Genomic DNA, 26,196 nt, shown 5'->3' with positions numbered 1-26,196 from the left:
GTGTCCGCACCAACCAGCACCATCACCGCGGTCACACCGGAGGGGCCGGAGGTCCCTAGCAACCCAGGTGTTCCGGCCAAGCGCCGCCGGCTGCGGTTCATCGCCAACCCGAAGGCGGCCACCGGCCTGGTCGTGCTCGCGTTCTTCTGTCTGATCGCGATCATCGGCCCGTGGATCGCGCCGTACGATCCGTCCGCTCGCAGCAGTGACCTGATCCAGCCGCCGTCCGGCAAACACTGGTTCGGTACGACGCACCTCGGCCAGGACATCTTCAGTCAGGTGCTCGTCGGCACGCGCGGAGTGATGTTCGTCGGTCTGCTGGCCGGCCTGGTCGCGACCGCGTTGTCGATCCTGATCGGCGTCAGCGCGGGCTTCCTCGGCGGCGCCGCGGACGACGGCCTGTCCGCCTTGTCGAACGTCTTCCTGGTGATCCCGGCCCTGCCGCTGATCATCATCGTTGCTTCGACCATCCCTTCGGCCGGCGACCTCATGGTTGCCTTGGTCATCGGTTTCACCTCGTGGGCCTGGGGAGCGCGAGTGCTTCGCGCGCAGACGTTGTCGCTACGACGGCGGGACTATGTGGAGGCCGCGCGGGCGACAGGTGAGAGCACGTGGCGGTTGATCACGTTCGAGATCATGCCGAACCTGACGGCGATCATTGCGTCCGGTTTCGTCGGCACGGTGATCTTCGCGGTGATGTCCGAGATCACGCTGGCGTTCATCGGCATCTCGACGATCTCCGATTGGAACTGGGGCACGATTTTGTTCTGGGCGCAGTCCCAGCAGGCCTTGGCCCAGGGTGCGTGGTGGTGGTTCGTTCCGGCCGGCCTCGCGATCGCGGTCCTCGGTACGGCGCTGTCGCTGATCAACTTCGGGATCGACGAGTTCGTCAGCCCGCGGTTGCGGTCGAGCGGTCACACGAAGGTGAAGACGAAGGACGGGCACTCGGTGCGGATGCGGGTCGGGTTCACGCCGGTTCTGTCGTCGTCGCGCGAACCGGTGACGCCCGTCGTACGGCGTCGTGCTGAGGAGGAGGTCGCGTGAAGGCGCCCGTGCTGGAGATCAAGAACTTCCATGTCGACTACGGCCTTGGCTCCGAAGCTGTGCAGGCTGTTCGCGACGTCACTTTGACGCTGCACCGCGGCGAAGTGCTCGGCCTGGCCGGCGAAAGCGGCAGCGGGAAGTCGACGCTGGCGTACGGCGTGACGCGGCTCCTGCCGCCGCCAGGCGTGATCAGCGGCGGTTCGGTCATCTACCACCCGCCGAACGGCGACGCGTACGACGTGATGGCGCTGACCGACGCGGAGCTGCGGAAGTTCCGCTGGGCCGAGACGTCGATCGTGTTCCAGGGCGCGATGAACTCGCTGAACCCGGTGCACAAGATCTCCACCCAGATGATCGACGTGATCAAGGCCCACGAGCCGCAACTGTCTCCTTCGGCACGGGTCGCCCGGGCGCAGGAGATGCTGAAGCTCGTCGGGATCTCGGCCGACCGGATGGACGCGTACCCGCATCAGCTGTCCGGCGGCATGCGGCAGCGCGTGATGATCGGGATGGCGCTCGTCCTCGAGCCCCAGGTCGTGATCATGGACGAGCCGACCACCGCACTCGACGTGGTGATGCAGCGACAGATCCTCGCGCAGCTGGTGGAACTGCGGGAACGCCTCGGCTTCTCGATCCTCTTCATCACTCACGACCTGTCCCTGCTGGTCGAGTTCTCCGACCGGATCGCGATCATGTACGGCGGCCGAATCGTCGAGCAGGCTCGCTCCGTCGACCTGTACAAGGACTCGTTGCATCCGTACAGCGAAGGCCTGCTCAAGTCGTTCCCGGCGCTGCGCGGCGAACGCCGGGAGCTCGCCGGAATCCCGGGCTCCCCGCCGGACCTTCGTGGAATGCCCTCCGGGTGCTCGTTCCATCCGCGCTGTCCGCAGGCCTTCGACCGCTGCTCCACGGAGATTCCCGTTCTCGGGATCCCGGCAGCACGCAACTACTCCAACCGATCCGTCGCCTGCTGGCTTCCGGGCCGCGTTCCGATCTCTGTCGAAAGGTGAACATGAGCACAACGTCTGTCTCGGGGGCGGCCGGCCTGGTCGCGGGACTTCCGCCCGGATTCCGCTGGGGCGTCGCGACGTCGGCGTACCAGATCGAGGGCGCGATCACCGCGGACGGCCGCACGCCGTCGATCTGGGACACGTACTGCCGGGTTCCCGGTGCGATCGACAACGGCGACACCGGGGATGTTGCCTGCGACCACTATCACCGGATGCCGTCCGATGTTGCCCTGATCAAGGATCTCGGTCTCGACACGTACCGCTTCTCGGTCGCGTGGCCGCGGGTGCAGCCGCACGGCAAGGGTCCGGTGAACCCGGCCGGTCTCGGCTTCTACGACCGGCTGGTCGACGAGCTGCTTGCCCAGGGCATCGATCCGTGGGTGACGCTGTACCACTGGGACCTGCCGCAGGAGCTCGAGGACGCGGGCGGCTGGCCGGTGCGCGACACGGCGTACCGGTTCGCGGAGTACTCGATGCTGGTGTTCGACGCGTTGAAGGATCGGGTCGGCACCTGGACCACGCTGAACGAGCCGTGGTGCTCGGCGATGCTCGGGTATGCGTACGGCGCACATGCCCCGGGTCGGCGCGAGTACCCGGCCGCGATTGCCGCCGTCCATCATCTGCTGCTCGGGCACGGGCTCGCGACGTCGCAGCTGCGGGAGGCGGCGCCACGACCGCTGGATCTCGGCATCACGTTGAACGTCGCGACGGCGTACCCGGCATCGGACGCCCAGCCGGACGTCGACGCGGCGCGCCGTGCGGACGGGATGGGCCGGCGGATCTACCTCGATCCGCTGGTGCACGGCCACTACCCCGCCGATGTGGTGGCCGATCTCGCCCGCGAGGGTGTCGAGTTGCCGATCGTGGACGGCGATCTGGAAATCATCTCGGCGCCGATCGATGTGCTCGGGGTGAACTACTACTTCAGCCAGAAGTTCACCGGGTACGCCGAGGACGGCAGCACCGTCGACGCGAACGGTCTCCCCATCAGCCGCGACGTACCGCTCGGCAAGCCGCGCACCGCGATGGACTGGGAGATCGTCCCCGAGGGCTTCACGGATCTGCTGCTGAGCATCGCCCGCGACTACCCCGGCCTCCCGATGGTCATCACCGAGAACGGCTCGGCTTTCGAGGACGTCCCCGACGCCAACGGCTTCGTCGACGACACCGACCGTACGGCGTACTTCACGTCCCACCTCACCGCCGTCGCCGACGCCATCGCCCAGGGCGCCGACATCCGTGGCTACCTCGCCTGGTCCCTGCTGGACAACTTCGAATGGGCCTACGGCTACGTCAAACGCTTCGGCATCGTCCGAGTCGACTACGACACGCAGAAACGCATCCCTAAGGCCAGCGCGGCGTACCTCAAGGAGCTGGCGGCCCAGCACCGAGCGCGCTGAACATCTCGGCCCAATGCCCGAAGATCGTGCGGCCGTGGCCTTCGCCTGGCCGCACGATCAGCGTGGCGCGCGGGATCCGTTGGGCCAGCCAACGGGCTTGTGAGGGCGGCACCATCCGGTCCGCCTCGCCGTACCACAACCACGTAGGCACAGTGAGGCGCGTCGGATCCACATCCCACGCGCCTCCCCACGCCACGTTGTCGCGCGCATAACCGTCGTACGACGCCAGCGCCTCCCGCGCATCGGCCGCCCACACCACCCGAGCCTCCGCATCCAGCCAGCCGAGGTCCTCGCTGGGCGCCCCCTCGAAGAACGTGTCGATCATCGCGGTGTCGTCGAGCGCGAGCATCCGGTCGAAGGCCTGCGCACCCTGCCGCCGGAAGCCGTCCAACGCGCCGGCGACATCACCCGCGTCCACCAACGCGAGCAGCGGCAGGTCCGGGTCATCGGGGTCCGGCGGCTCGATCAATCGCCACGGTCCGACCGCACCCGCAAGCCCAACGGCCTTCACACGCTGAGGATCCGCCAATCCGGTGGCGATCGCATACGGCCCACCACCCGAAGCACCGAGTACGGCGAACTCACCAACACCAAGCTCATCGGCAACGAGCAGAGTGTCGTGGCCAACCGACGCCAAACTCGGCGACGTGTACGTCGACCCGCCGTACCCAGGCCGACTAACCGAGATCAACCGAACCCCACACCGCTTCGCAGCCGCATCCCCCAACACCCCCTGCAACCGCCCAGACGGCGTCCCAGGCTGAAACACCACCGGCGCCCCCGCAGGATCGCCACCTTCCCAGACCTCGACAACCCGCTCGTCCTCGAACACGACGCGTTCTGATCCAGTCAAATTGCTACCTCGCCGGTCCTGAATGGACAACCTCCGAATGGCCCTACGACTACGCTAACCAGTTCAGCGGGGACTGTGGAGAAGTCGTGGAGATCCGGCCTCCACCCGTCCTCCATGCCGTCTCCAAGTAACTGACCACCGTCGCGCGCAGAGTCGTCCCATCAGAACTGAGAGATGGGGCCGAAATGTACGACGTCGTGGTGGTGGGGGCACGGTGTGCCGGGGCGGCGACCGGGAGACTGCTGGCCGGGATGGGCCACGACGTCCTCATGGTCGACAGGACGCCGCTGCCGAGCGACACGCTGTCGACGCACGGTCTGATCCGCGGAGGCGTCGTCCAACTCTCCCGGTGGGGGCTGCTCGATCGCGTCCTGGGCAGTGGCGCGCCGCCGATCACACAGGTCCTGTTCGACATCGAGGGCGATCCGAAGGTACGGCGAATCAAGCAGCGCGCCGGTGTGGACATGCTGGTCGCACCGCGACGCCGGGTGCTCGACAGCCTGCTCGCCGACGCCGCGGGGGAAGCCGGCGCGCGACTCCAGAGCGGTGTGACCGCGATCGGTGTGCTGAGGACAGACGACGGAAGAGTCAACGGAATCGCCGGTCTCACCACGAGGGGCGATTACATTGAACTGCCCGCCCGGATGGTCGTCGGCGCAGATGGGCGCGGGTCACGCATGGCCGGCTTCCTCGGTGCGGAGATGCTGGAGCGGTTCACCTCACCCTGTGCGGTCTTCTACACGTATGTGACCGGTCTCCGCCGGGACACGTATGAGTTCCACATCGCATCCGACGCCTTCGCCGGGGTCTTCCCGACCAACGACGGCGAGGCGTGTGTCTGGTTGATCCGCCCGACTCCGCTGCTGGAACCGATCCGGACCGCGGGCGCCGAGCGCTCGACAGTCTTCGTTGAACAGCTGGAGCTCCTGGTCCCCGACCTCGGTCGCCGGGTGCGCGCCGGCCGCATCACCGCGCGGCTGCGCGGTACGGCGAATCTGCCGAACTACCGTCGCCGGGCGCATGGCCCGGGATGGGCGCTCGTCGGTGACGCCGGGTACCACCGGGACCCGATCACCGGTCACGGCATCACCGACGCGTTCCGGGACGCGGAACTGCTGGCGACCGCGATCGACCGGAGTCTCCGTGAGCCGACGAGTGAGCGGGCCGCACTGACGTCGTACCAGGAAAGCCGTGACGCGATGGGGCGCGAGGTGTTCGACCTGACGCGTGCGCTGACCGCCTTTCCACCACCGTCGCGCTTCGTCGAACTCCAGCTCGAGCTGAGCGACGCACTCGAGCGCGAGGCCGACCAGCTCGCCGGATTTCCCGGCCCCAGAGCAAACCTTGCTGCCTGAAAGGACGAGCATCATGACCGCAACCACGACCGACGGCCACCGCAACGGCGTCGACACCGCTACGTTGTTCGCAACTCTCGACGCCGTCAAGGCCCAGCCGGAGATCGCCCGGTTCCAGTTCCGCGCCACGAACCGGTGGATCAGCGGCACGCACAACCGCGGCACGATCAACGCGTTCTACGGCGCGGGCCAGGAGAACACCCGTCCGGCGGACTTCACCTTCGACGCCGACCACCCGCCGGTGCTGGTCGGCGGCGACAACGGCCCGACACCGGCCGAGCACCTGCTGCACGCGCTGGCCGCCTGCCTCACCAGCGGTCTCGCGAACATCGCCGCGGCCCGGGGCATCGATCTCGAGGAAGTCACCTCGACCGTCGAAGGCGACATCAACCTGCTCGGCATCCTTGGCCTCGACCCGGACGTCCGCAACGGGTACGAAGCGATCCGGGTCGTCTTCCACGTCAAGGGCGACGCCGAGGCGGAGAAGCTGAAGGGCCTGGTCGAGCAGTCGAGGAACCGCTCGGCCGTGTACGACGTGATCACCCACGGCGTCCCGGTGTCGATCGACGTCGCGACCGCCTGATCACAGGGCGCGGAACACCGCTTGCGGCTCCACGCCACCAACCACCTGCTCGCCGGCGAACTCGGTCACGACACCGGAGCTGGCGAGCAGGTCGCGCACGGCCGATGTCAGCCACAACGAGCCCGGCGCCGCCTGGTCGGCCAGTGCGATCGCGGTCACTACGCCGTACGCGTCGAGCTCGGTTTCATCGCGCGGCACCTCGGCGATGGTCACACCGAGTCGGGCGGCTCCCCGAAGCTGAGCGAGTCCGGCGCGAACGGCCGTCGCGGGTCCGTCGAACAGCACCACCACCCGGCCGGCCGGACCTGAGCACGGACGACCACCGGCCGCGACCAGCCCCGCCGCCACCTCCTCGGCTCCTGGCCCGGCCGGCGCCGCCACGGCGGCAAGCGCCGACGGGCGATGCTCCGGTCCGGGCAGCCCGCGCAGGAACGGCTCGATCGCATCGAGGATCTGATCGGGATCGCCGGAGACGAAGTGGTCCTCTCCCTCGATCAACTCCAGCCGGGCGCCCGGAATGCGGTCCGCGAGGAACCGGGCGCCCTCGGGATCGACGAGCGCGTCCCCGAGCCGCTGGAGCACCAGCGTCGGGACCCGCACCGCGGGCAGCGCGTCCCGGACGTCTACCAGCGCGTTCATGTCCATCAACGCCCGTACGGTCGACGGCGTCGCCGCAGCGCGCATGCGTCGCCCCCACCACTGCTGCATCTGCTCGTCGGCGGAAGGGCAGCGCATCAGCATGTCCGCCTCCCAGTCCCAGCGACCGACGAGCTCCTCGGTGTAGGCCTGCCAGTACTCCCGTTTCAGCGCCCAGGGATAGTCCTCCGACCACATTCGCTTGGCGTACGTCCCGTACAGCACGAGCCCGGCGACGCGTTCGGGGTGGGCCGCCGCGCACAGGATCGCCATCGGCCCGCCTTCGGAGTACCCGACGAGCACCGCCCGCTCCGAACCCACGGCATCCATCACGGACAGGACGTCGTGCATCCGCGTCTCGATGTCCGGGATACCGGTCGGCCGGTCCGACATCCCCGTGCCCCGTTTGTCGAACCGGATCAACCGGCCGTACGACCCGAGCCGATCCAGGAAGTGGGCGTGCCGCGGGTCGGCCCAGTCCAGCTCGAGATGGGACACGAACCCCGAGATCAGCACGATGTCGAGCTCGCCGCCACCGGTCACCTGGTAGGCGATGTGCAGGCCGTCGCTGACGGTGTAGCGGATCGGCTCGCCCGCCCCGAGTACCGGCTGCGCCTCGACCGGCGCGACGAACCGGTAGCCCCGGCCGTGCTGGGTCCGGATCATCCGCTGACTGTGGCCGTCGTCGCCGAGCGCCCGCCGGATCTGCTTGATCCGGCTGGTGACGGCCGTCTCGCTGACGAAACGGCTGCCCCACACCCCGTCCATCAGTTCCGCTTTCGACACCACCCGATCACGGTGCGAGACGAGATAGGCCAGCACGTCGAAGGCCTGCGGCTCCAGCGGCACCGGAACACCGCCCCGGCGTACCTCGAACAAGGCCGGGTCGAACTCCAGGTCGCCGCCGAACGCGAGCACCACACATCGACTATGACGGGTCTGCCTTCCTGCGTCACCCGGTCGAGCGATGCCGGCGTCAAGGCCGCAAAGAATCCGCCGGCGCCGCGAAGTACGCTGCGGACACACATCCGCCTGACCCCGCATCCGTCAGGAGTCTCATGAACCTCCCGCTCATCCCGGCACCCGCGACGACGACCACCCACGACGGCACCTTCGTCGTGACCGACGGTCTGGGCGTCGTTGTCCAGTCTCCTGAACTCGCCGGGCTCGCCGAGCGCTTCGTCGCCGACGTCCAGGTCGACGCCGGTATCGCGCTGTTCCCCGGATCGGCCGGCATCACCGTGCTGATCGACAGCGACGGCATCGACGGCCTGGCCCCGGCCGCGGGTCTTCGGGCCGACGGCAACGCGAGCGCCGACGAACGCTACGGGCTCGAGATCACCAGCGAAGGCGTGCGCGTCTGGGGCCCGACGGCGGAGGCGGTGCACCGTGGGCTCACCTCGCTCCGCCAGCTCATCTCGACCGCAGCCGCAGACGGTACGGCGGTGTTGCCGGCCGCCCGCGTCATCGACGGGCCCAGGTTCGCGTGGCGTGGGTTGTCGCTTGATGTAGTGCGGGCCTTTCACGGGCCGGACGAGGTGCGGCGGGTGATCGACATGCTCGCGCTGTACAAGCTCAACGTGCTGCACCTGCATCTGACGGACGATCAAGGGTGGCGGGTTGAGGTGCCGTCGCGGCCGTTGTTGACCGAGGTGGGAGCGGCTGGAGCGATCGGGGATCGGCCGGGTGGTTACTACACGCGGGCAGAGCTTTCCGAGCTCGTGCAGTACGCCGCTGACCGCTACGTGACCGTCGTACCGGAGATCGACATGCCGGGGCACACTTCTGCGGTGTTCAAGGCTTATCCGGAGCTCGGGCCCGACGAGATTCGTAGCGTTGACCTGGGGAACGGCGACAGTCTGCAGCTGAACACGCTCGACCCCGGTCGCGACGAGACGTGGGCGTTCGTCGAGGACGTGCTGGATGCTGTCATCCCGCAGTTCCCGCAGAGTGCGTACGTGCACATCGGCGGTGACGAGACGTGGGGGATGTCCGACGAGGACCACGTGGCGTTCGTCGAGAAGGCTGCCGCGCTTGTCCGCGCCCGCGGGAAGAAGGTCGTCGGGTGGCAGGAGATCGCCCGCGCCGACCTCGACTCCGCGGACGTCGTGCAGTACTGGCTGGACCTCGACGTCGACTCGATGGTGCAGAACCCCGACCTCCCGACGCCGCCCGAGGACCTGCTGCCGATCCTGGTCGAGGGTCTGCGCAAGGCGAAGTACGACGCCCCGAAGGCGCTCGAGCAAGGCACCAAGCTGATCGTCTCCCCGGTCACCTGGCTGTACTTCGACCGTCCGCACGCCGACGCGTCCTCGGACCCGGACCAGGAGGAGGCCCGCAAGCGTCTCGGGCTGGAGTTCTACGGCGCCGCCTCGATCGAGCACGGCGTCTCGTGGGATCCGGTCGACGGCCTGCCCGGCATCGACTCCGCCGACCAGATAGCCGGCGTCGAGGCCGCAATCTGGTGCGAAAGCATCACCAGCCCGGAGGACCTCGAACTCATGCTCCTCCCCCGCCTCCCCGGCGCCGCCGAGAAGGCGTGGTCCCACCAAACCGCCACCGACTGGCCGGAGTACTCCGCACGCCTCGCACAACAATCTCCGGCCTGGCGGAACCGCACCTGGACCTGGCTCCGGTCGACCGAAGTCGACTGGCGCTGAGAAGCTGCGGATCTGTGACACTGACCAACGCGGCCGGTGGGCCGTCGCCGGGCCCGTGCTGAGCGTGGGCGGGCGGGTGAGAGGGACTTTGGTCAGTGCCACACGTCCGAGGCGTGGGTGGACCGTTGCCGGTCCACCCACCTCATCAGCAGGTTGCGGTTGGTGCGGCCCAGTCGGCGCGGTCGTTGTAGCCGCCGTCGCCTGCGTCGCCGACGACCAGGTCGAGGACGCGTACGCCGGTGAGGTCCACGTCGAACTGCTTCGGGGTGAAGCGGTCGACGGTGCCGCTGTCGAACAGGACCTTGCCGTCGCCGACAACCTGGAAGGTGGACGTGCCGCCCGCCGTGTCGACGTTGCTGACCACGTCGTCGATGCCCGCCACACCGGTCAGCCGCGAACACGACTTGCCGAGGTAGTAGCGAATGAGCGACGGGGAGGCGACGCCGATACCGGTCGGGTACGTCGTCCCGGTGAGCTTGATCGGATTACCGCCGCCGACGCTCTGGTCGATGGTCGGCGACATCCAACCGCTGGTCGCCGTGATCCAGTCGTGGTGCGACAGCGGCACGGTCCCACTCGGCGGCGCCGGCGCAATCACGATTGACGACAGCGCGGTCGTCTGCTTTTGCGCTCCATACAATACCGTTTGGTATGCCGTCAGCGCGGTGACGCTCGCCGTGCCGGGAGTCGCACCGGCGGGCAGCTTGACCGTGAAGGTGAAGTTCGCCTGCTCGCCACCAGCAAGGACCGCGGGTGCCTCGGACAACGGCTTGACGGTCCACCCGTTGCCGCCAGCAACAGTGACGGTCGGCTGGAATACCGGCAGTACGCCGTCATTGCGGACATTGACCTGAACCGTCAACTCGTCGCCACCGGCAACAACCGGAGCAGCATCCGCCGGCTGAGCATCCGTGCCGACCTTCGTCACCTGTGGAATCCCGGCCGTCACGTGCGGCACCCCCGGTACGCCGCGAGCCGGCTCGACGCGGAAGAGCGCCGTACCGTGCGCCGGGACCGCCGCGCTGATCACGCCGCCGCTCTCGGTCACCTTGTCGGTCCATGCGTTCTTCAGCGTGAACCGCGAGCCCTGCAGACCGACTGCCGACGCAGTCGTGGTCAGCGTCTTCGCGCTGTCGCCCCGGTTCAGCAGTACGACAGCGCGACCGCCATCAGCGAGCCGCTTGACCCATGTCTCCGTCGTGCCAGCCGCGCCGACCCGGACCGCCTGTACTGCGGCCTTGTCCTGGTTGATCGCGACGACGTCAGGATCCGTCAGCATCCCGATCGTCGTCGCGGACAGCTTCCGTATGTCGCTGCCGACGACCAGCGGAGCAGCCGCAACGGCCCACAGCGTGAGCTGCGTCCGGAACTCCTCGTCGGTCATCCCAAGCTCGGGAGCCAGGTAGTCCGGGTCACCGAACGCGCCCGGCTTGACGACTTCCGGGTGCCGCGCGTTCGCGTCGTAGTTGCGCAGTACGTCCTTGAACTTGATGTCACCCTGGAAGCCGACATCGGTGTACGTGCGCCACGACTGCGCGATCGCCGGCGCGTACGACCAGGAGTTGATCGACTGCTGGGACTCGGGGTAGTTGCCCCAGTCCGGCGACGTGACCGGGTTGCAGAGGTTGAAGATCATCGGCCGGTGGCTCGCGTTGTTCCGCAGCGCCTGGGCGAACTCGGTGTAGACCGTCTTCGGGTCCAGGTGGGCCGCGATGCCGCACAGATAGTCGACCTTGACCGCGTCGAAGCCCCAGGCCGCGAAGGTGTCGGCATCGTGCTGGTAGTAGCCGCCGCTGCCGAGACCGCACTTGCCCGGGATGTACGGACCGGCGTCGGTGTAGATGCCGGCCTTCAGGCCCTTGCTGTGGATGTAGTCGACGAGCGGCTTCAGACCGTTCGGGAACTTGGCCGGGTTCGGGACCAGGTCACCGGCCGCGCTGCGGGACTGGTCGGCCTGCCAGCCCCCGTCCAGCCAGACGATGTCGTAGCCGGCCTTCGCGAGACCGCGGCTCACGAGGGAGTCCGCTACGGACTTGATCGTGTCCTCGGTGAAGTCGCCGCCGAGACCGTAGTACGTGTTCCAGCCCATGTACGGCGTTGGGCTGAGCACTGTGGCTGGTGCGGCGGCTGGCGCGGTAGCTGTAGCTGTGGCCTGAGCCGCCACAGCCGGGGTCGTGGTGGCCGCGAACGCGCCGGCCACCAGTGCCGCCGCGATCACCCCACCCAGGAATCGCCTCATCAGTTGTCCCCTTCAAGAGAAAGCACTGTCGTTGAGCGGAACGGGGGTCAGTCCAGTGCCTCGACGATCAGGCACTGCGAGTCGGCCGGGCCGTCGAACGCGACCCCGACCTGCAGCAGGTAGCTGCCCGGGTAGGTCTCCGATCCCACCCGGTAGTTCTTCGCCGGATCCAGCCCGGCCAGCGGCACCCGCCGCGGCCGGGTCGGCAGCGTGCCACGCACATTGCCGTCACCGGTCTCCCACAGGAACACCACGGACAGCTCGGTGCCGACGTACTGCACGCCGGCCGACAGCCCATAGACCTTGCTATTGGCAATCAACTCTCGAAAGCCCTTGTACTGCTCGATATGACGAGTTGCCGTCTTCAACTGCTCGTCGGTCCACCGGGACAGGTCAGCGCCGATCCCGAGTACGCCGGCCATCGCGACATGGAACCGGAAGTCGAGCGAGCGCTCGCGACCGTCATGGGTGCCGATGGCATCGGTCACCCACGAGCTCATCAGGTGCGGCGCGAACCCGGTCCGGAAACCCTCCTGAATCCTGAGCCGATCCAGCGGGGCTGTGTTGTCACTCGGCCACAACGTGTCGACGCGCGAGGCCATCCCCAGATCGACCCGAGCCCCGCCGCCGGCACACCCCTCGACGTACACCGACGGGTGCCGGTCCCTCAACCGATCCAGGATCGCGTAGAGATTCGCCACTACCCGGCCGTCGAGATCGCGGCGTTGATCGCCGGAGTCCAAGCGCGGCCGATTCGCGTCCCACTTCAGGTACTTGATGTCGTACGTCGACAACAGGCGGTCCAGCGTGCTCCAGATGAACTCGCGGACATCGTCCCGACTCAGATCGAGCAGCAACTGGTTCCGCACCAGCACCGGCTCCAAGCCGTCCGTCCGCAGGATCCATTCTGGATGATCCTGGGCCAGCTGCGCCTTCGGGCTGACCGATTCAGGCTCGATCCACAAACCGAAATCAAGACCCAACCCGCGCAGTCGGGTGATGAAACCGTCCAGCCCCTCGGGGAACTTCTGCGGGTCGACCTCCCAGTCACCGAGCCCACCTGTGTCGTCCGACCGCCCGACGAACCATCCGTCGTCCACCACGAAGGTCTCGACGCCGATACTCGCCGCCCGCCGTGCCAGCTCGAGCTGATGCTCTGCCCGGATGTCGAACTCGGTCGCGAACCACGAGTTGTACAACACATGCGGCATCCGCGTCCGCGACCCCGCGCGCTCGTAGTCGTGGAAAGCGCGCGCGAGTCCGTCGGCGCCTTCCGCGCTACAAGCCCCGACAGCCTTCGGCGACTCCCACGTCTCCCCCGGCGCGAGCGCGATCCCCTGGCTCGACGACACGCGCCCTGCCTGGATTCGAAGCAGTCCGGTGGTGTCGACGTCGGCTGACATCTCCCACGATCCGGACCACGCGAGCTGTACGCCGTACGCGACGTCCCCCTCGGTCGCCAGGAACGGCGAGTACGAGTGCCCGGTGATCCCCTGCGCACTTCCGATCGTGAACCGGCCCCGCGGCAACGTCACCGAAGCCTGCCGGAACTCGCTGTTCCACTCGCCCCACAGGTACTTGACCGTGTTCTCACCGGGCACCACGAACCCGGCCGAGTCGTGCCGATGAAGCGTCAGCTCGTCGGTCCCGTCGTTGCGGACCGAGACCCAGCGCTCCAGCACGTCGCCGACCATCCGGTAATGCAGGACGAGCCGGATGGTCTCGACGAACTCGAGCTCGAGGTGGTCGTCCTCACGAGCCTCCACGAAGACAGGCCGGAACTCGTCCGTTCCCCCAGGAGTGGACACGACCAGGTCCACCGGCGCCGTGTACCTGACCCCGCGGACGGCGTACTCCAGCGGCTCGACATCCGCGCGGGGGACGAAGTGTTCCGTGCCGACGATCTCGACGGGTGCCAGACCCTCATGCGGGCCCCAGGCAACCAGCTGCGCCCACTGACCATGCGAGGGGACGCCGACGACGTACGACGTCGTCGTACCGCGTAGCGTCCACGTCCTCACTTCACGGCTCCGATCGCCAGCCCGCCCACGAAGTGCTTCTGGAAACGAAGGAACACTGCCACTGTCGGCACGGCCGCGATCACGGTGCCGGCGGCGATCACGTTCCACGACGATACGAACAGCCCTTGCAGACCGAGCAGAGCCGGTGTGACCGGCATCTTCTCGCCGGAGCGGATCACCGTGATCGACCACAGCAGATCGTTGAAGATCCACGTGAACGACAGCGCACCGAGCGCGGCCAGCGCCGGCCGCGTCAACGGCAGGATCACACTCGAGTAGATGCGACCCGGTCCCGCGCCGTCGATCGTCGCCGCCTCCTGGATCTCGCGCGGCAGGTCCCGCATGAAGCCGTGCAGCACGAACGTGTAGAACCCGAGCCCGAACCCGACATGGACGGCGATCAGCGCGATGAGCGTGTCGTAGTACCCGATCAACTCCACGAACCGGGAGATCGGGATCAGCAGGATCTGCGGCGGCAACAGGTTGCCCATCAACATCAGCAACAGGATCGTCCGCCGGAACGGGATCGAGTAGCGCGCCAGCCCGTACGCCGCGATCGAGGCCAGCCCGAGGCTCAGCAGCACCGCCGGGATCGTCACGAGCAGACTGTTGATCAGCGCCCGGAACTCGTCCGCGTCCTCCCAGGCCGACTTGTACGTCGAGAACGTGAACGAATGCGGCAACGATCCCAGTCCGTTCGCGGCGACGTCGTCGAAGCTGCGGAACGAGATCACGACCACCCACAGGATCGGCGCGACCCACAGGAACGACACGATCGACATCGCCACGTGGTACCCGGTACGGCGAATCACGATTCCTCCCGGAAGGCGCGGATCAGGTAGCCGAGGATCACGGCCAGGGCGAGCAGGAAGATCACCACAGCGAGCGCCGACGCGTAGCCGAGCTGCGTGGACTGGAACGCGGTCGAGTACATGTACGTGCTGAGCAGCTCGGAGGAGTGGTACGGCCCGCCCCTCGTCATCGACCAGACGATGTCGAAGGATCGCAGCGAGTCGATCACGATCACCGACAGGACGACGGAGTTCACGCCCTTGAGCTGCGGGATCGTCACATACCGCGTGCGCTGCCAGGCCGATGCGCCGTCGACCTTCGCCGCTTCGTACAGTGCGGGGTCGACCGCCTTCAGGCCGGCCAGGTACAGCACCATCACGTACCCGATCTGTCGCCAGAGCGCCGGCACGATCACGGCGTACAGCGCGGTGTCGGGGTCGGCGAGCCACGGGCGGACGAAGTTGCCCAGGCCAACGGTCCGGAACACCGTGTCGACAAGTCCATCCGGCTGGTAGAAGACACGCCAGATCAGCGCGGTGACGACCAGCGAGAACACGACCGGGGTGAACAGCGCGGCCCGGTAGATCCCGACCCCGCGACGCTCGCGCTGCAACAGCAACGCCATCCCGAACCCGCCGATCACACTCAACCCACCGAACAACACCAGCCAGATCGCCGTGTTCTTCAACGCGGTCCGGAAGATCGGATCCGACACCATGTCAGAAAAGTTGCCGAACCCCACAAACCGAGGCGCCGACAACCCGTCCCAACTCGTCAACGCCAACCAGAACCCCTGCAACGCCGGCCAGAACACCCACACCGCTTCGATCACAAACGGGACGAGAACAAAGGCGAGGATGAGAGGCGAGACTCGTCGTGGGCCAGTCCGGCGAGGACGGCGGGCTCCGCCGCCTGCCTGGTCGCCGGAGCGGGCAACCGGCTGCGCCGCCTCCGCCACGGTGGACGTCATCCGACCACCTCCGCGCATCCGGCTCCACCCGAGCCGCTCCCAGCCCGGCGGCCAACGCCCCTTGGCTTCGCTCCGTCTTTATCTCCCGCCGCGCCCCGCCGGAGGCAGGGCGCGGCGGGAACAAGCGCACAGGAGTTCTTGCCCAGCAACATCATGCTCCCGCCTTGAAGACCTTCTGGGCTGCGGCTTGCCAGTCGGCGAGGATCTTGTCGATCTGGTCTGGCTTGTCGAGGAACTTGGTGAGGGCGGCGTCGGCCGTGGGCTGGAGGGCGTCGCTCGAGTCGCGGTTGAAGAACTGCGTGATCTCCGCGGCGCCCTCGATCATCGCCTTGCCCTTCTTCACCAGCGCGGTGTCGGCGGACTTCCCGTCCGGGTTGGCCGGAATCGCCGTACCGGAGGAGCTCTGCACGTAGATGTTCTGCGCCTCCGGCGTCGCCAGCCAGGTGAGGAACTTCTTCGTACCCTCCGGATCCTTCACCTTCTTCGAGGCGAAGTAGCCGTCGGTCGGCGCCTCCTCGGCAACCGGCACAGCGGGATCGATGATCGGGAACTGGAAGAAGTCGATGTCGTCCAGCGCGTCCTTGGGAGCGGAGTCGGCGAAGAACGTCCCGATCAGGAACATCCCGGTCTTGCCCGCGAGCAGCGCCGACGTCGCCTCCTGGAACGGGAACGACTTGCCCTTCGGGTCGAAGTACGGCAGCACCTCGCGCCACTTGGTGAAGACCGCCTTCACCTTCGGATCGGTGAAGTCGCCCTCGCCGGCCAGCAGCTTGCGGTGGAACGGCGCGCCGTTGATCCGGATGTTCAGGTAGTCGAACCAGGCCGACGCGACCCACGGCGTGTCACCGAGCCCGATCCCGATCGGCGGGATGCCCTTGCTCTGGATCGTCTTGCACACGGCAACGAACTCGGCCCAGGTCTTCGGCGGCGTCACGCCCCACTTGGCGAAGTTCGACTTCCGGTAGAACATGCCCCACCAGTAGTAGCTGGTCGGCACGAAGATCTTCTGCCCCGCGCTGCTCGTCGACAGCGACTGCATCGCCTTGGAGTAGTTGCCCATGCTGTCCCAGACGCTGGTCACGTCGAGCAGCAGGTCCTTCTTCGCGTACGAGTCCGCGACCGACCCGGCGTACCAGGTGTAGACGTCCGGCGGGTTCGCCGAGGTCAGGTACGTCGGCAGCTGGGTCCGGAAGATCTCCGCGGCGACCGTGTTCAGCTTGACCTGCGACCCGCCGGTTTTGTTGTACGCGGCAACGAGTTTCTCCATCGCGGCCTTGGCCTGCTCGCTGGAGAGGTTGGACTGCAGCGAGAGCTCACCAGTCGCCGCGCTGCCGCTGCCCGGACTCTTCGTCGAGGTCGCGCATCCGGGGACCAGAGTGGCCGCCCCGAGTAGCCCGAGTCCCTTGAGGAACGTCCGCCGATCTGCTGCCAGACCCGTCATGCCGAAACTCCTGAGCTCTGCCCGACCGGCGATGCCAGTCGAGTAAGTGGTGTGTTGCGGACGATCTTGCGGCGGACGATCCCAGGTGTCAATATTAATTCGTAAATTACGAGCAAATCGCTTGACGGGACAGCGGCGTCACGGTCAACTGATGGCTCGTTCATCGTTGGAACGGGCCTGCCTGCGTGCTTGGGTAGGGGTGACGTGAGGAGGCGCGGGTGCGGCTGGCTGGACGGGTGATCGCGGTGACCGGGGCTGCGTCGGGGATCGGCGCGGCCTGCGTCGAACGGGCGCTGACCGAGGGTGCGCAGGTCGTGCAGGTGGACATCCACCCGTGCAAGGAGCTGCCGGGCAAGGCCGTCAGCGTGGTCGGCGACGTCGCGTCGCCGGACACCTGGGCCGAGGTCCGGTCCCGCGGCCGCGACGAACTCGGCCCGATCGACGGCTTGGTCAGCAACGCGGTCGTCGTCGACGTGAAGCCGGCCCACGAACTGTCCCCGGCGTCGTGGCAACGCCAACTCGACGTCAACCTCAGCGCATCCTTCCTCGGCTTCCAGGCGCTGTACGACGACCTCGCCGCGAACGCCGGCTCCGTCGTATTGGTGTCGTCCGTGCACGCGATCGCGGGGCTACCCGGTCATCCGGCGTACGCCGCGACGAAGGGCGCACTGATCTCGCTCGGACGTCAGCTGGCCGTCGAGTACGGTCGCTCGATCCGGGTGAACACCGTGCTTCCGGGCCCGGTCGTGACGGCGATGTGGGACCGCGTCGACGCCGAGGGGCGCGAGCGCAGTGCGCAGGCGACGGCACTCGGGCGGCTCGGCCAGCCGGACGAGGTGGCTCAGGCGGTGGCGTTCCTGCTGTCGTCGGAGGCGTCGTTCGTGACAGCGGCCAGCCTGCTGGTCGACGGCGGATGGTCCGCGGTAAAGGACTCGGCGTGAGGGAGAGCGGTGTGACGGGGATTCAGCGTGGGGTGTCGCGTGGTTTGCACGGGCAGATCGTCGAAGTGATGGCGGATCGCATCCTGTCCGGGCAGATTCCGGAGGGCGCGACCATCAACGTGACCGAGCTGCAGTCCGACCTCGGCGTCAGCCTGACCGCGATCCGTGAGGCGTTGAAGGTGCTGACCGCGAAGGGCCTGGTCGACGCGCGGCAGAAGCGCGGCACGTTCGTCCGGCCGCGGTCGGACTGGAACCTGCTCGACGCGGACATGATCCGCTGGCACTTCAAGGATGCCGACTCCCGGCCAGAGCTGCTCGAGGAGCTGCACGAGGTCCGCGGGATCGTCGAGCCTGCCGCGGCCCGGCTGGCCGCGCTGCGATCGGACGACTCTGACCTCGCGGCACTCGACGAGGCACTCGCGGGGATGGAATCGGCGGACGACAACCTCGCCGCGGCGGCCGCGGACCTCGCGTTCCACCGGGCGTTGCTGGCAGCAACCGGAAACGAACTGCTGACGAAGATGGAAGTGATCATGGAGACCGGGCTCGCCGACCGCGACCGGCTGGTGCACACGGTGAAGCCGTCGGACGATCCGATCCCGAGCCACCGGCTCGTCGTGGACGCGATCCGCGCGCACGACCCCGAGGGCGCCGAGCTCGCGATGCGCGAGCTGCTGGCGAAGGCGGCCGAGGACCTCACCGAAGTACGCGGATCGACCCGTCGGCGGCGCCGGTGAAGATCGAGAAGATCGAGACGTTCCTCGTCCCGCCGCGCTGGTTGTTCTGCCGGGTCGAGACGAGCGACGGCGTCGTCGGCTGGGGCGAGCCTGTCGTCGAGGGCCGCGCGGAAGTTGTGCGGGCCGCGATCGACGTGCTCGCGGAGTACCTGATCGGCCAGGACCCGCTGCAGATCGAGCGGCACTGGCAGGTGCTGACGAAAGGCGGGTTCTATCGCGGCGGCCCGGTGCTCAGCAGCGCGGTCGCCGGCCTCGACCATGCTCTGTGGGACATCGCCGGGAAGGTGTACGGCGCTCCTGTCGCGGCACTGCTCGGGGGACGGGTCCGTGATCGGGTTCGCGTGTACGCGTGGGTCGGCGGGGACGAGCCGGCCTCTATCGGTGACGCCGTCGCGGAGCAGGTCGCGGCCGGTATGACGGCCGTGAAGATGAATGCCAGCGGTCAGATCCAGACGTCGCCATCGGTTGCCGAGGTCAACGACATCGTCACCCGGCTCGCCGCAGCACGCGAGGTGCTCGGCGATTCCCGTGATGTCGCCATCGATCTGCACGGTCGCGTCGGTGTTGCCGGCGCGCGGCGGATCCTGCACGCGGTCGAGGGCCTGCAGCCGATGTTCGTCGAGGAGCCGGTGCTGCCTGAGCAAATGGCACATCTGTCCTCGGTGGTGGAAACCTCGACGATCCCGGTCGCGCTCGGAGAACGGCTGTACCACCGCGCCGAGTTCATGGCGCCCTTGAACGCGGGCGTCGCCGTCGTACAGCCGGACGTGTCCCATGCGGGCGGGATCTCCGAGTTGCGACGGATCGCCGTACTCGCGGATGCGCATGGCGCGATGCTTGCGCCGCATTGTCCGCTCGGGCCGATCTCACTGGCGGCTTCGTTGCAGGTGTCGTTCGCAACGCCGAACTTCCTGATCCAGGAGCAGAGCCGCGGTATCCACTACAACCTGTCGAACGACCTCACCTCGTACGTCGTGGATCCGGCGCCGTTCACCTGGGTGAACGGGCACGCGGAGTGGAATCCCCTGCCCGGCTTGGGGATCACGGTCGACGAGGCCGCCGTGCGGGCCGCCGACAAGATCGGTCACACCTGGCGCAACCCGGTGTGGACCCACGAAGACGGCTCGTTCGCCGAATGGTGACCGAGTACGCCGCCGGCCGGCTCGTGACCGTCGACCCGACCGACGGTGGTCGTTGGACCTCTCTACAGTTGGCTGGGCGGGAGTGGCTCTGGCACGGGCCCGGCCTCGTGACCGGATCGCGGGCCGGCCTGGCCACCTTCATCGACGCCGGCGGCCTCGACGAATGCTTCCCCACGGTGCGCGGCACACCCGACCACGGCGCCCTGTGGAACCAGCCGTGGGACGGCTCCGTCGAGTACGACGGCGCGGTGCTGACTCGCGCCTTCACTCCCGGAACTGACACGCTCACGGTCGACTACCACCTCGAAGCAGTCCCGGGCTATCGGTTCATCTGGGCCGCGCACGCGTTGCTCGACTGTGCCGCAGGTGCACTCATCTCGCCTCCGCCCGGGACTGAATGCCGGCTGTACCCCGAGGCCGCTGCTCTGCTCCCATGGGCCTGGCCGGACGACGCACCGTGGGTCACAGCCGTGTGGCCGACTCCGCTGGATCTGGCCGTCTACGGCGACTCCGACGGGACCGCCGTGGGTGCGGTTCTGGTGGACTGCCCAACGGTTTCGGTGCGGGATCGCGGCGCCGAGCTCACGGTGACGTTGAGTTGCCCGGGGCAACCAGTCTCCACCGCGTTGTGGCGGAACCAAGGCGGCTTCCCTGCCGATGCGCCGTACCGGAGTCTCGGAGTAGAGCCGATGCTCGGCCGAGTGTTCGACCTCGCGGAGGCCGGGCCTGATGACGCCGTGGTCGTGCCGGCGAGTGGTGAGCTGGCCTGGCGGCTCACGCTGTCCGCCAGGCCAGTGTGATGTCACCCGAGCGGCAGATCGAGTACGACGTTCGGCACCGTCGTGCTGTTGGTTGTGCGGATGCTGTTGATCTCCGTCGCGGTCAGGGCACGTTTGTAGAGACGGACCTCGTCGAGCGAGCCGTCGAAATGATGGGCGCCGTCCAGCCGTTGACCGACGTACATCTTGAACGGGCGGCCAGGGCTGACCGAGCCGCTCGGTGCGGTGACGCTCGCGGCCTGAGTGCCGTCGACCCAGATCGAGAGCGTGCCGGTCTTGCGTTGCAACGCGACATGATGCCAGGCGTTGTCGTTGTAGGCCTTCGTCGTCTGAACGGCCGCGGTGTTGCCGCCCGTCGTGATCAGGCCGCGGATCCGCCCGTCCGCAGGTTCGGCCCGGAGCCAGAACTGCGAGAACTCGTTGATGTTGTAGCCCCAGAAGATCGCCTGCGGTGTCGTGCTGGCGCCGTACTTGATCCAGGCCATCGCGGTGAAATCGCCCGCCCCGACCGCGAGCGACTCGGCGTACGGGAGCTGGAGCGCATCGTCGACGCCGTCGAAGTCTCTGGCCTGGCCGAACTTGCCCGTCGTCGTGGTGGGTCCGCCGCGCAGGTAGCTGTCGTTGTGCAGGCCGCTGATGTCGGGTGTGGTGGCGCCGAGCGGTGCGTCGGGGTGGCCGATGTCGTTCTCGGTGAAGCGGGCGAAGCGGATCTGGTCGCGCGCGTCGACCGTACCGCCTTCGTACAGCAGGCCGATCTCGCCGGTGTCGAGGATGGCCATGTCGGAGTACCCGGACCAGTCGCTGGTAATTCGGGTGCCCTGGGCAACGGTCTGCCAGGTCTTTCCCTCGTCGAAGCTGGAGCGGATCGTCATGTACCGGCGGCGATCCGGATCCGCCGGGGCCGCGAAGAGGATCCGGTTGTACTTGTCGCCCTGATCGACGGCTCGCATCCTCTGCAACGAACCCTGCACGACGGGCGTCGTCAGCCCCGCAATCGTGGCAAACGGCGCCGCGAACGTCTGCCCGCCGTCGTTGCTCACCGCGGCCATCCGGCTCGCGCCCGACGTACCGGCGTTGTTGCGGGCGCCGGCGTACACGCCCCCGTCGACCTTCTCGACCACGCTGATCTCCTGCGGTGTCGCGTCCGACCGGAGATCGGTCGCGCCCTTGTGCCAGGTCTGGCCGTGGTCGTCGCTGTAGACGAGCTGGCCGGCGTTCTGACCGGCGCCGTTGTCGTAGTTGGTGCCTGCGACCAGCCGACCGGCGTGGGCGCCGCGGGTGAGCTGGATGCCGTGCACCGGACCGGTCGCGTACCAGCCCCAGGCCGGGTCGTCGATCTGGTCGCCGATGTTCTCGGCCTTGCTCCACGTCTTCCCGTCGTCATCACTGAATTGGACGTACGGCGTCCGCGGGCGGCTCGTCGTGCCGGGGTCCATCGTGGACAGCAGCACGATCCGGCCGGTCTCGTAGTCCACGATCGGGGCGGGGTTGCCGCGGGTGGCGACGGCATCGGGATCAGAGTCGGTGCCGGACAGTACGGTCTGGGTCGCCGACCAGGTCCGGCCGTCGTCCTCGGAGCGGCGCAGCACGAGGTCGATCTCCTGGGAGTCCGCGCACCACGTACGCCGGGCTTCGGCGAAGGCAAGCAGCGTGCCCGCCTTGGTCTTCACGATCGCGGGGATGCGGTAGCAGCCGTAGCCGGCGTCCCCTTTGTTGAACAGCACGGTTTGGGTGATGGCGGCCTGCGCTGGAGTCGTCGGGATGCTGAGCGCGACCAGCGCCAGCGCCGGCAGCACGAGTTTGAGCTTGGGCATGGCGGATGCCTCCTGAAAGTAAACAACGGGGCGGTTGTTCACTTGGTAATTTAGCCACAGATCTGCCGTCTTCACTAGAGCTCATAGGACGTCCTATCCCTGAAGTCGTCACCTAGGTTGGAGACCATGGACCTGCTTGCCGAACTCCGCACCCGGAAGCTGCTCGCGATCATCCGCGCCGATGGGGCGGATACCGCGCTCGCCTGCGTCGAGACGCTTGTCGAGGCCGGGGTCACCGCGCTCGAGATCTCGCTCACCACGCCCGGCGGTGTGGAGGCGATCGCCAAGGCGCGTTCGCAGTACGACCCGCACATCCTGATCGGGGCCGGCACCGTTGTGACCGCGGCTCAGGCCGACGAGGTCGCCGCGGCTCGCGCCGGCTTCGTCGTCACTCCGGCGATCACGCGTGGCGCTCATCGCGCGGTTGAGCTCGGTCTGCCGCTGCTGTGCGGCGCGCTCACTCCGACCGAGGTCGTCGCCGCGCTAGATCTCGGTGCGACCGCGGTGAAGATCTTCCCGGCGAAGCTGCACGGTCCCGGGTACTTCAGCGAGTTGCTCGCCCCGCTCCCCGACGCGCCACTGATCGCCGTCGGCGGGGTCGACGCCCAGTCCGCGCCCCGGTATCTGGCTGCGGGAGCGCTTGCGGTGGGTGTCGGTTCTCCGCTGCTGGGCGACGCGGGCACTGGCGGCTCGTTGGCCGAACTCGCCATCCGCGCGAGCACGTTCCGGACCGAACTCGACGTCTGACTCGACGTCTGACCGACTCACGCCCACCCGACCTCGCGGAGTACTTGATGACGGACCTCCTCACGTTCGGCGAGACGATGGTCTCGGTGCGGACCGCTCGCCCGATGTGTCTCGGCGGCGACGCGCACCTGTCCGTCGCCGGCTCCGAGAGCAACGTGGCGATCGGGGTCGCCCGGCTCGGTCACGATGCCGCCTGGTTGAGTGCCGTAGGCAACGATGAGCCGGGTCGGCTGATCCAGCGGACCTTGCGTGCCGAGAACGTCGATACGACGTACCTGCGGTTCTCGGACGACTTGTTCACCGGCTTCATCGCGTTCGACCAGCCGTCGCACGACATCACCCGGGTCAGCTACCACCGTCGCGGTTCGGCCGCGTCCACGCTGACCGCCTCGGAAATCACCGCGGCTCTTACTGCGGCAAACCCGCGGCTGCTCCACGTCACCGGCATCACACCGGCGCTCTCCGAGACCGCGCGAGCCGCGACGTTGACCGCTGTACGCACGGCATCTGCGGCGGGCATCCAGGTCTCATTGGACGTGAACTACCGGGCCCGCTTGTGGTCTCGCGCCGAGGCATCCGTCGCGGTCCGCGAGCTCCTGCCTCACATCCACACCGTCTTCACGTCTGACGACGAACTCGACCTCCTCACCGACGCGAGCAATCCGGTCGCCGATCTCCTCAAGACCGTCGAAACCCTCGTAGTCACCGCCGGCGGGAAGGGCGCATGGGCCCACACCAAGAGCGCCGGGCCGGCCGAGGTGCACACCATCCACCGCCCCGCTCTCCCCGTCACCGTGGTCGACAGCATCGGCGCCGGCGACGCCTTCGTCTCCGGCTACCTCTCCGCCACCCTCGACAACCTCTCCACCGAATCCCGGCTCGAGCGAGCCACCACATCCGGCGCCTTCTGCGTCACTGCGTACGGCGACTGGGAATCCCTCCCCACCCGCGAAGACCTCAGCCTCCTGGCCCACTCCCAGGGCACCGCCCTGCGCTGAGGTCACCCACTGTCTGCCGGAGAGCGGCGGAACTGCGAGCGGTACTCGCCCGGCGCCTTCCCGGTGTGCCGCCGGAACAGACGGCTGAACGAGGCGGGGTCCTTGTACCCCACCTCACCGGCGATACGGGCCACGGTCTGACCGGTCGTCTCCAGTAGTCGCCCGGCTCGGCGTATCCGAGCCGCCTGCAGATACTCGAGCGGCGTCGTGCCTGTGGTCTCGCCGAACCGGCGGAGCAGAGTCCTGGAACTGACATGAAGCTGACCGGCCAGTTGCTCCAGGTCGTAGGCAGCGTTGAGATGCTGGTCCAGCCAGCGCTTCACGTCGTCCGCGAAGGTCGAGCCCGCGGCCGGAAGGATCGCCTGGTCGACGTACGGCGCCTGCGAGGTCCGGGCGTCGTCTACAAGCGCGATCCGGGCCGTCGCCCGCGCGATGGACTCCCCGCTGTGACGGCGGATCAGCGTGAGGGCGAAGTCGTACATCGCGCTGAACGCGGCGGTCGTGGTCACACCTTGATCGGTGACCACCAGTTGATCGGCTCGGACCTCCACCTCTGGATAGCGGCACGCCAGCTGGTCGGCGTACAGCCAGGAGGTGGTGGCGCTGCGGCCGTGCAGCACACCTGCCTCAGCGAGCAGGAAGGCGCCGATGCACAGCGAAACGACCGCGCCGCCACCGGCCGCGAAGGCGCGGATGGCCGCGATCTCCGGGCCGAGACGGGCCAGGACGCAGTCCACATCGACCGCCGGTCCGACCTCGAACCCTGGCACGACCAGCACGTCCGACGGCCGCAGCGGGCCGACATCGATCCGCACGTCTCCGGAGGCAAGCACCCGCCGCCGAGGTGACACGATCCGCACGTCGTACGCCGGCTCGAGCGTCCCACGCACCTGCGCGACCCGCGTGGCCATCGTCAGCAGATCCGGAACTCCATGCACCTCGGACGCAAAACACCCCGGATAAGCAAGCACCGAGACCCGAAGCGCGACCACCTGGCGAGATTAACCACCTCCTTGGCGATCCCGCCAGTCGTCATCCAACGCTTGCGGCGAAATCCTCGAGCATGAGCCAAGCCCGCCACACCCGCGACAACCCGGCCGACGCCTCCCTCCCCACCTCATCCGAACAGCCGACAGGCGCCTCCACCACCACCTCCCCCAACCGCTCCGGCGGCAGCTCTCTGGACGATTCTCTCGATGACTTTGAGCATCGGGTGGTGGAGGTTGGTGGGGTTGCGAAGACGGTCCACGTCACCGGCTCCGGGCCGGCTGTTGTGGTCATGCCGGAGATGCCGGGGATCAGCCCGGATGTGGCGCGGCTTGCGCGGTGGGTGCGGGATGCCGGCTTCACCGTGTTCGTGCCTTCGTTGTTTGGCGTGGACGGCGCCTACCCGACCGCCGAGGAGGGCGAGGCGATCATCCGGAGAGCCTGTGTGAGCGCGGAGTTCAGCGCGTTCGCGGGCGGTGGGACGAGTCCTGTGAGTGCATGGCTGCGCGGTCTCGCCCGGGTCGCGCTCGACGAAGCCGGTGGACCGGGTGTGGGCGCGATCGGGCTCTGCTTCACCGGCAACTTCGCTCTGACAATGGCTCTCGAGCCGGCGGTGATCGCGCCTGTCGTCAACCACCCGTCGCTTCCGCTGGACGCCCCGGGCGAGCTCGAGCTCTCGGCTGTCGACGCGGACGCGCTGGCGGAGCGGTTCCGCCGCGAAGACCTGCAGGTGCTCGCGTACCGGTTCCAGGGCGACCGCTGGTGCACAGGGCAACGATTCGCGGCGTACCAGCGACTCCTGGGTGACGCCTTCCTCGGACGCGTCCTGCCCGCGGAGGCCGCGAACCCGGACCCACCGCCGTTCTTCCGGGACGTCGTCGGGTGCGCGCACAGCGTCGTGACGGCCCACTTCGTTGACGAAGCCGGCCACCCCACGGTCCGAGCCCGGGACGAGATCCTGGCGTTCCTCACCGCCAAGTTGCATGTCACGCCCGAAGGCGCCGGATCGTCTTAGTCCCGACGTACTGGTTCGAGTGGGAGGTATGA

22 protein-coding genes are annotated in these 26,196 nt (G+C 67.9%); 13 read left to right on the top strand and 9 right to left on the bottom strand.

Annotated features, from left to right (window positions below; all coding sequences use genetic code 11):
• From EV653_RS33335 to EV653_RS33325, 3 genes are read left to right on the top strand one after another with little or no spacing between them, the layout of a single operon-like run.
• A complete protein-coding gene (locus tag EV653_RS33335; protein WP_202871937.1) occupies positions 1–1,044 on the top strand; it encodes an ABC transporter permease in 1,044 nt (347 codons plus the stop codon).
• Positions 1,041–2,054 carry an ABC transporter ATP-binding protein gene (locus EV653_RS33330; RefSeq protein WP_134108860.1) on the top strand — a complete coding sequence of 338 codons (1,014 nt, stop codon included), beginning with the start codon at positions 1,041–1,043 and terminating at the stop codon, positions 2,052–2,054. Before EV653_RS33335 ends, EV653_RS33330 begins: the two co-directional genes overlap by 4 nt.
• Before the next feature lie 2 nt (positions 2,055–2,056).
• Positions 2,057–3,454 carry a GH1 family beta-glucosidase gene (locus EV653_RS33325; RefSeq protein WP_134108858.1) on the top strand — a complete coding sequence of 466 codons (1,398 nt, stop codon included), beginning with the start codon at positions 2,057–2,059 and terminating at the stop codon, positions 3,452–3,454.
• On the opposite strand, the gene EV653_RS33320 is transcribed toward EV653_RS33325, so the two are convergent.
• Positions 3,420–4,307, bottom strand: coding sequence for an alpha/beta fold hydrolase (locus tag EV653_RS33320; protein ID WP_166679650.1), 888 nt, complete (start codon positions 4,305–4,307; stop codon positions 3,420–3,422). The two genes, EV653_RS33325 and EV653_RS33320, sit on opposite strands and share 35 nt — an antisense overlap.
• Before the next feature lie 185 nt (positions 4,308–4,492).
• Here EV653_RS33320 and EV653_RS33315 point away from each other — a divergent pair, with 185 nt between their 5' ends.
• On the top strand, positions 4,493–5,662 hold the full coding sequence (locus tag EV653_RS33315) for an NAD(P)/FAD-dependent oxidoreductase (protein ID WP_134108854.1): 1,170 nt from the start codon (positions 4,493–4,495) through the stop codon (positions 5,660–5,662).
• 13 nt (positions 5,663–5,675) lie between these two features.
• The gene (locus EV653_RS33310) at positions 5,676–6,245 is read left to right on the top strand and encodes an OsmC family protein (RefSeq protein ID WP_134108852.1); all 570 of its coding nucleotides are present in this window, start codon (positions 5,676–5,678) and stop codon (positions 6,243–6,245) included.
• Here the strand turns inward: EV653_RS33310 and EV653_RS33305 are convergent, their stop codons facing one another.
• Positions 6,246–7,802 carry an alpha/beta fold hydrolase gene (locus tag EV653_RS33305; RefSeq protein WP_166679649.1) on the bottom strand — a complete coding sequence of 519 codons (1,557 nt, stop codon included), beginning with the start codon at positions 7,800–7,802 and terminating at the stop codon, positions 6,246–6,248. It lies immediately after the preceding gene.
• A 137-nt stretch (positions 7,803–7,939) separates the two neighbouring features.
• Between EV653_RS33305 and EV653_RS33300 the strand changes: the two genes are divergently transcribed.
• Entirely contained in the window at positions 7,940–9,541 is a 1,602-nt protein-coding gene (locus EV653_RS33300; protein ID WP_134108848.1) for a beta-N-acetylhexosaminidase, read from the top strand.
• A gap of 145 nt (positions 9,542–9,686) precedes the next feature.
• On the opposite strand, the gene EV653_RS33295 is transcribed toward EV653_RS33300, so the two are convergent.
• The 5 genes from EV653_RS33295 to EV653_RS33275 form a co-directional block, all read right to left on the bottom strand.
• Complete coding sequence (locus tag EV653_RS33295) at positions 9,687–11,780, bottom strand: NPCBM/NEW2 domain-containing protein (RefSeq protein ID WP_134108846.1); 2,094 nt, start codon at positions 11,778–11,780, stop codon at positions 9,687–9,689.
• Between the two features lie 47 nt (positions 11,781–11,827).
• On the bottom strand, positions 11,828–13,801 hold the full coding sequence (locus tag EV653_RS33290; RefSeq protein ID WP_134108844.1) for an alpha-galactosidase: 1,974 nt from the start codon (positions 13,799–13,801) through the stop codon (positions 11,828–11,830).
• Positions 13,798–14,613, bottom strand: a complete 816-nt coding sequence (locus EV653_RS33285; RefSeq protein WP_238160596.1) for a carbohydrate ABC transporter permease — start codon at positions 14,611–14,613, stop codon at positions 13,798–13,800. The genes EV653_RS33290 and EV653_RS33285 overlap by 4 nt, the downstream gene beginning before the upstream one ends.
• Positions 14,610–15,563 carry a carbohydrate ABC transporter permease gene (locus tag EV653_RS33280; RefSeq protein ID WP_238160595.1) on the bottom strand — a complete coding sequence of 318 codons (954 nt, stop codon included), beginning with the start codon at positions 15,561–15,563 and terminating at the stop codon, positions 14,610–14,612. The genes EV653_RS33285 and EV653_RS33280 overlap by 4 nt, the downstream gene beginning before the upstream one ends.
• Before the next feature lie 151 nt (positions 15,564–15,714).
• Complete coding sequence (locus EV653_RS33275) at positions 15,715–17,004, bottom strand: ABC transporter substrate-binding protein (RefSeq protein ID WP_134108842.1); 1,290 nt, start codon at positions 17,002–17,004, stop codon at positions 15,715–15,717.
• A 218-nt stretch (positions 17,005–17,222) separates the two neighbouring features.
• Here EV653_RS33275 and EV653_RS33270 point away from each other — a divergent pair, with 218 nt between their 5' ends.
• The 4 genes from EV653_RS33270 to EV653_RS33255 are packed head-to-tail and all read left to right on the top strand — an operon-like array spanning position 17,223 to position 20,624.
• Entirely contained in the window at positions 17,223–17,945 is a 723-nt protein-coding gene (locus EV653_RS33270) for an SDR family NAD(P)-dependent oxidoreductase (RefSeq protein ID WP_134108840.1), read from the top strand.
• Positions 17,946–17,956: 11 nt separating this feature from the next.
• Positions 17,957–18,682, top strand: a complete 726-nt coding sequence (locus tag EV653_RS33265; protein ID WP_238160594.1) for a FadR/GntR family transcriptional regulator — start codon at positions 17,957–17,959, stop codon at positions 18,680–18,682.
• The gene (gene dgoD / locus EV653_RS33260; protein WP_134108836.1) at positions 18,679–19,824 is read left to right on the top strand and encodes a galactonate dehydratase; all 1,146 of its coding nucleotides are present in this window, start codon (positions 18,679–18,681) and stop codon (positions 19,822–19,824) included. Before EV653_RS33265 ends, dgoD begins: the two co-directional genes overlap by 4 nt.
• On the top strand, positions 19,818–20,624 hold the full coding sequence (locus EV653_RS33255) for a hypothetical protein (RefSeq protein WP_134108834.1): 807 nt from the start codon (positions 19,818–19,820) through the stop codon (positions 20,622–20,624). Before dgoD ends, EV653_RS33255 begins: the two co-directional genes overlap by 7 nt.
• A 2-nt stretch (positions 20,625–20,626) precedes the next feature.
• Here the strand turns inward: EV653_RS33255 and EV653_RS33250 are convergent, their stop codons facing one another.
• The gene (locus EV653_RS33250) at positions 20,627–22,417 is read right to left on the bottom strand and encodes a sialidase family protein (protein WP_134108832.1); all 1,791 of its coding nucleotides are present in this window, start codon (positions 22,415–22,417) and stop codon (positions 20,627–20,629) included.
• 126 nt (positions 22,418–22,543) lie between these two features.
• Here EV653_RS33250 and EV653_RS33245 point away from each other — a divergent pair, with 126 nt between their 5' ends.
• Positions 22,544–23,164: a bifunctional 4-hydroxy-2-oxoglutarate aldolase/2-dehydro-3-deoxy-phosphogluconate aldolase gene (locus tag EV653_RS33245; protein WP_134108830.1), complete on the top strand. Its 621-nt coding sequence runs from the start codon at positions 22,544–22,546 to the stop codon at positions 23,162–23,164.
• A 47-nt stretch (positions 23,165–23,211) separates the two neighbouring features.
• Positions 23,212–24,162 carry a sugar kinase gene (locus tag EV653_RS33240; protein WP_134108828.1) on the top strand — a complete coding sequence of 317 codons (951 nt, stop codon included), beginning with the start codon at positions 23,212–23,214 and terminating at the stop codon, positions 24,160–24,162.
• A gap of 2 nt (positions 24,163–24,164) precedes the next feature.
• Here the strand turns inward: EV653_RS33240 and EV653_RS33235 are convergent, their stop codons facing one another.
• Positions 24,165–25,154: a GlxA family transcriptional regulator gene (locus EV653_RS33235; RefSeq protein WP_202871936.1), complete on the bottom strand. Its 990-nt coding sequence runs from the start codon at positions 25,152–25,154 to the stop codon at positions 24,165–24,167.
• Between the two features lie 224 nt (positions 25,155–25,378).
• On the opposite strand from EV653_RS33235, the gene EV653_RS33230 reads away from it, so the two are divergent.
• Positions 25,379–26,164 carry a dienelactone hydrolase family protein gene (locus EV653_RS33230; RefSeq protein WP_202871935.1) on the top strand — a complete coding sequence of 262 codons (786 nt, stop codon included), beginning with the start codon at positions 25,379–25,381 and terminating at the stop codon, positions 26,162–26,164.
• The last annotated feature ends 32 nt before the right edge of the window (positions 26,165–26,196 follow it).

Source organism: Kribbella pratensis, from assembly GCF_004365355.1.
Lineage (GTDB): Bacteria > Actinomycetota > Actinomycetes > Propionibacteriales > Kribbellaceae > Kribbella.
The sequence above is the reverse complement of the archived record's forward strand: the minus strand, read 5'-3'. Positions and strand labels throughout refer to the sequence as shown.

Coding starts and splice junctions, on each gene's coding strand:
- EV653_RS33325 (WP_134108858.1), top strand. CDS start 2,057: ATGAGCACAACGTCTGTCTCGGGGGCGGCCGGCCTGGTCGCGGGACTT.
- EV653_RS33275 (WP_134108842.1), bottom strand. CDS start 17,004: ATGACGGGTCTGGCAGCAGATCGGCGGACGTTCCTCAAGGGACTCGGG.
- EV653_RS33245 (WP_134108830.1), top strand. CDS start 22,544: ATGGACCTGCTTGCCGAACTCCGCACCCGGAAGCTGCTCGCGATCATC.
- EV653_RS33250 (WP_134108832.1), bottom strand. CDS start 22,417: ATGCCCAAGCTCAAACTCGTGCTGCCGGCGCTGGCGCTGGTCGCGCTC.
- EV653_RS33300 (WP_134108848.1), top strand. CDS start 7,940: ATGAACCTCCCGCTCATCCCGGCACCCGCGACGACGACCACCCACGAC.
- EV653_RS33295 (WP_134108846.1), bottom strand. CDS start 11,780: ATGAGGCGATTCCTGGGTGGGGTGATCGCGGCGGCACTGGTGGCCGGC.
- EV653_RS33315 (WP_134108854.1), top strand. CDS start 4,493: ATGTACGACGTCGTGGTGGTGGGGGCACGGTGTGCCGGGGCGGCGACC.
- EV653_RS33280 (WP_238160595.1), bottom strand. CDS start 15,563: ATGACGTCCACCGTGGCGGAGGCGGCGCAGCCGGTTGCCCGCTCCGGC.
- EV653_RS33240 (WP_134108828.1), top strand. CDS start 23,212: ATGACGGACCTCCTCACGTTCGGCGAGACGATGGTCTCGGTGCGGACC.
- EV653_RS33255 (WP_134108834.1), top strand. CDS start 19,818: ATGGTGACCGAGTACGCCGCCGGCCGGCTCGTGACCGTCGACCCGACC.
- EV653_RS33310 (WP_134108852.1), top strand. CDS start 5,676: ATGACCGCAACCACGACCGACGGCCACCGCAACGGCGTCGACACCGCT.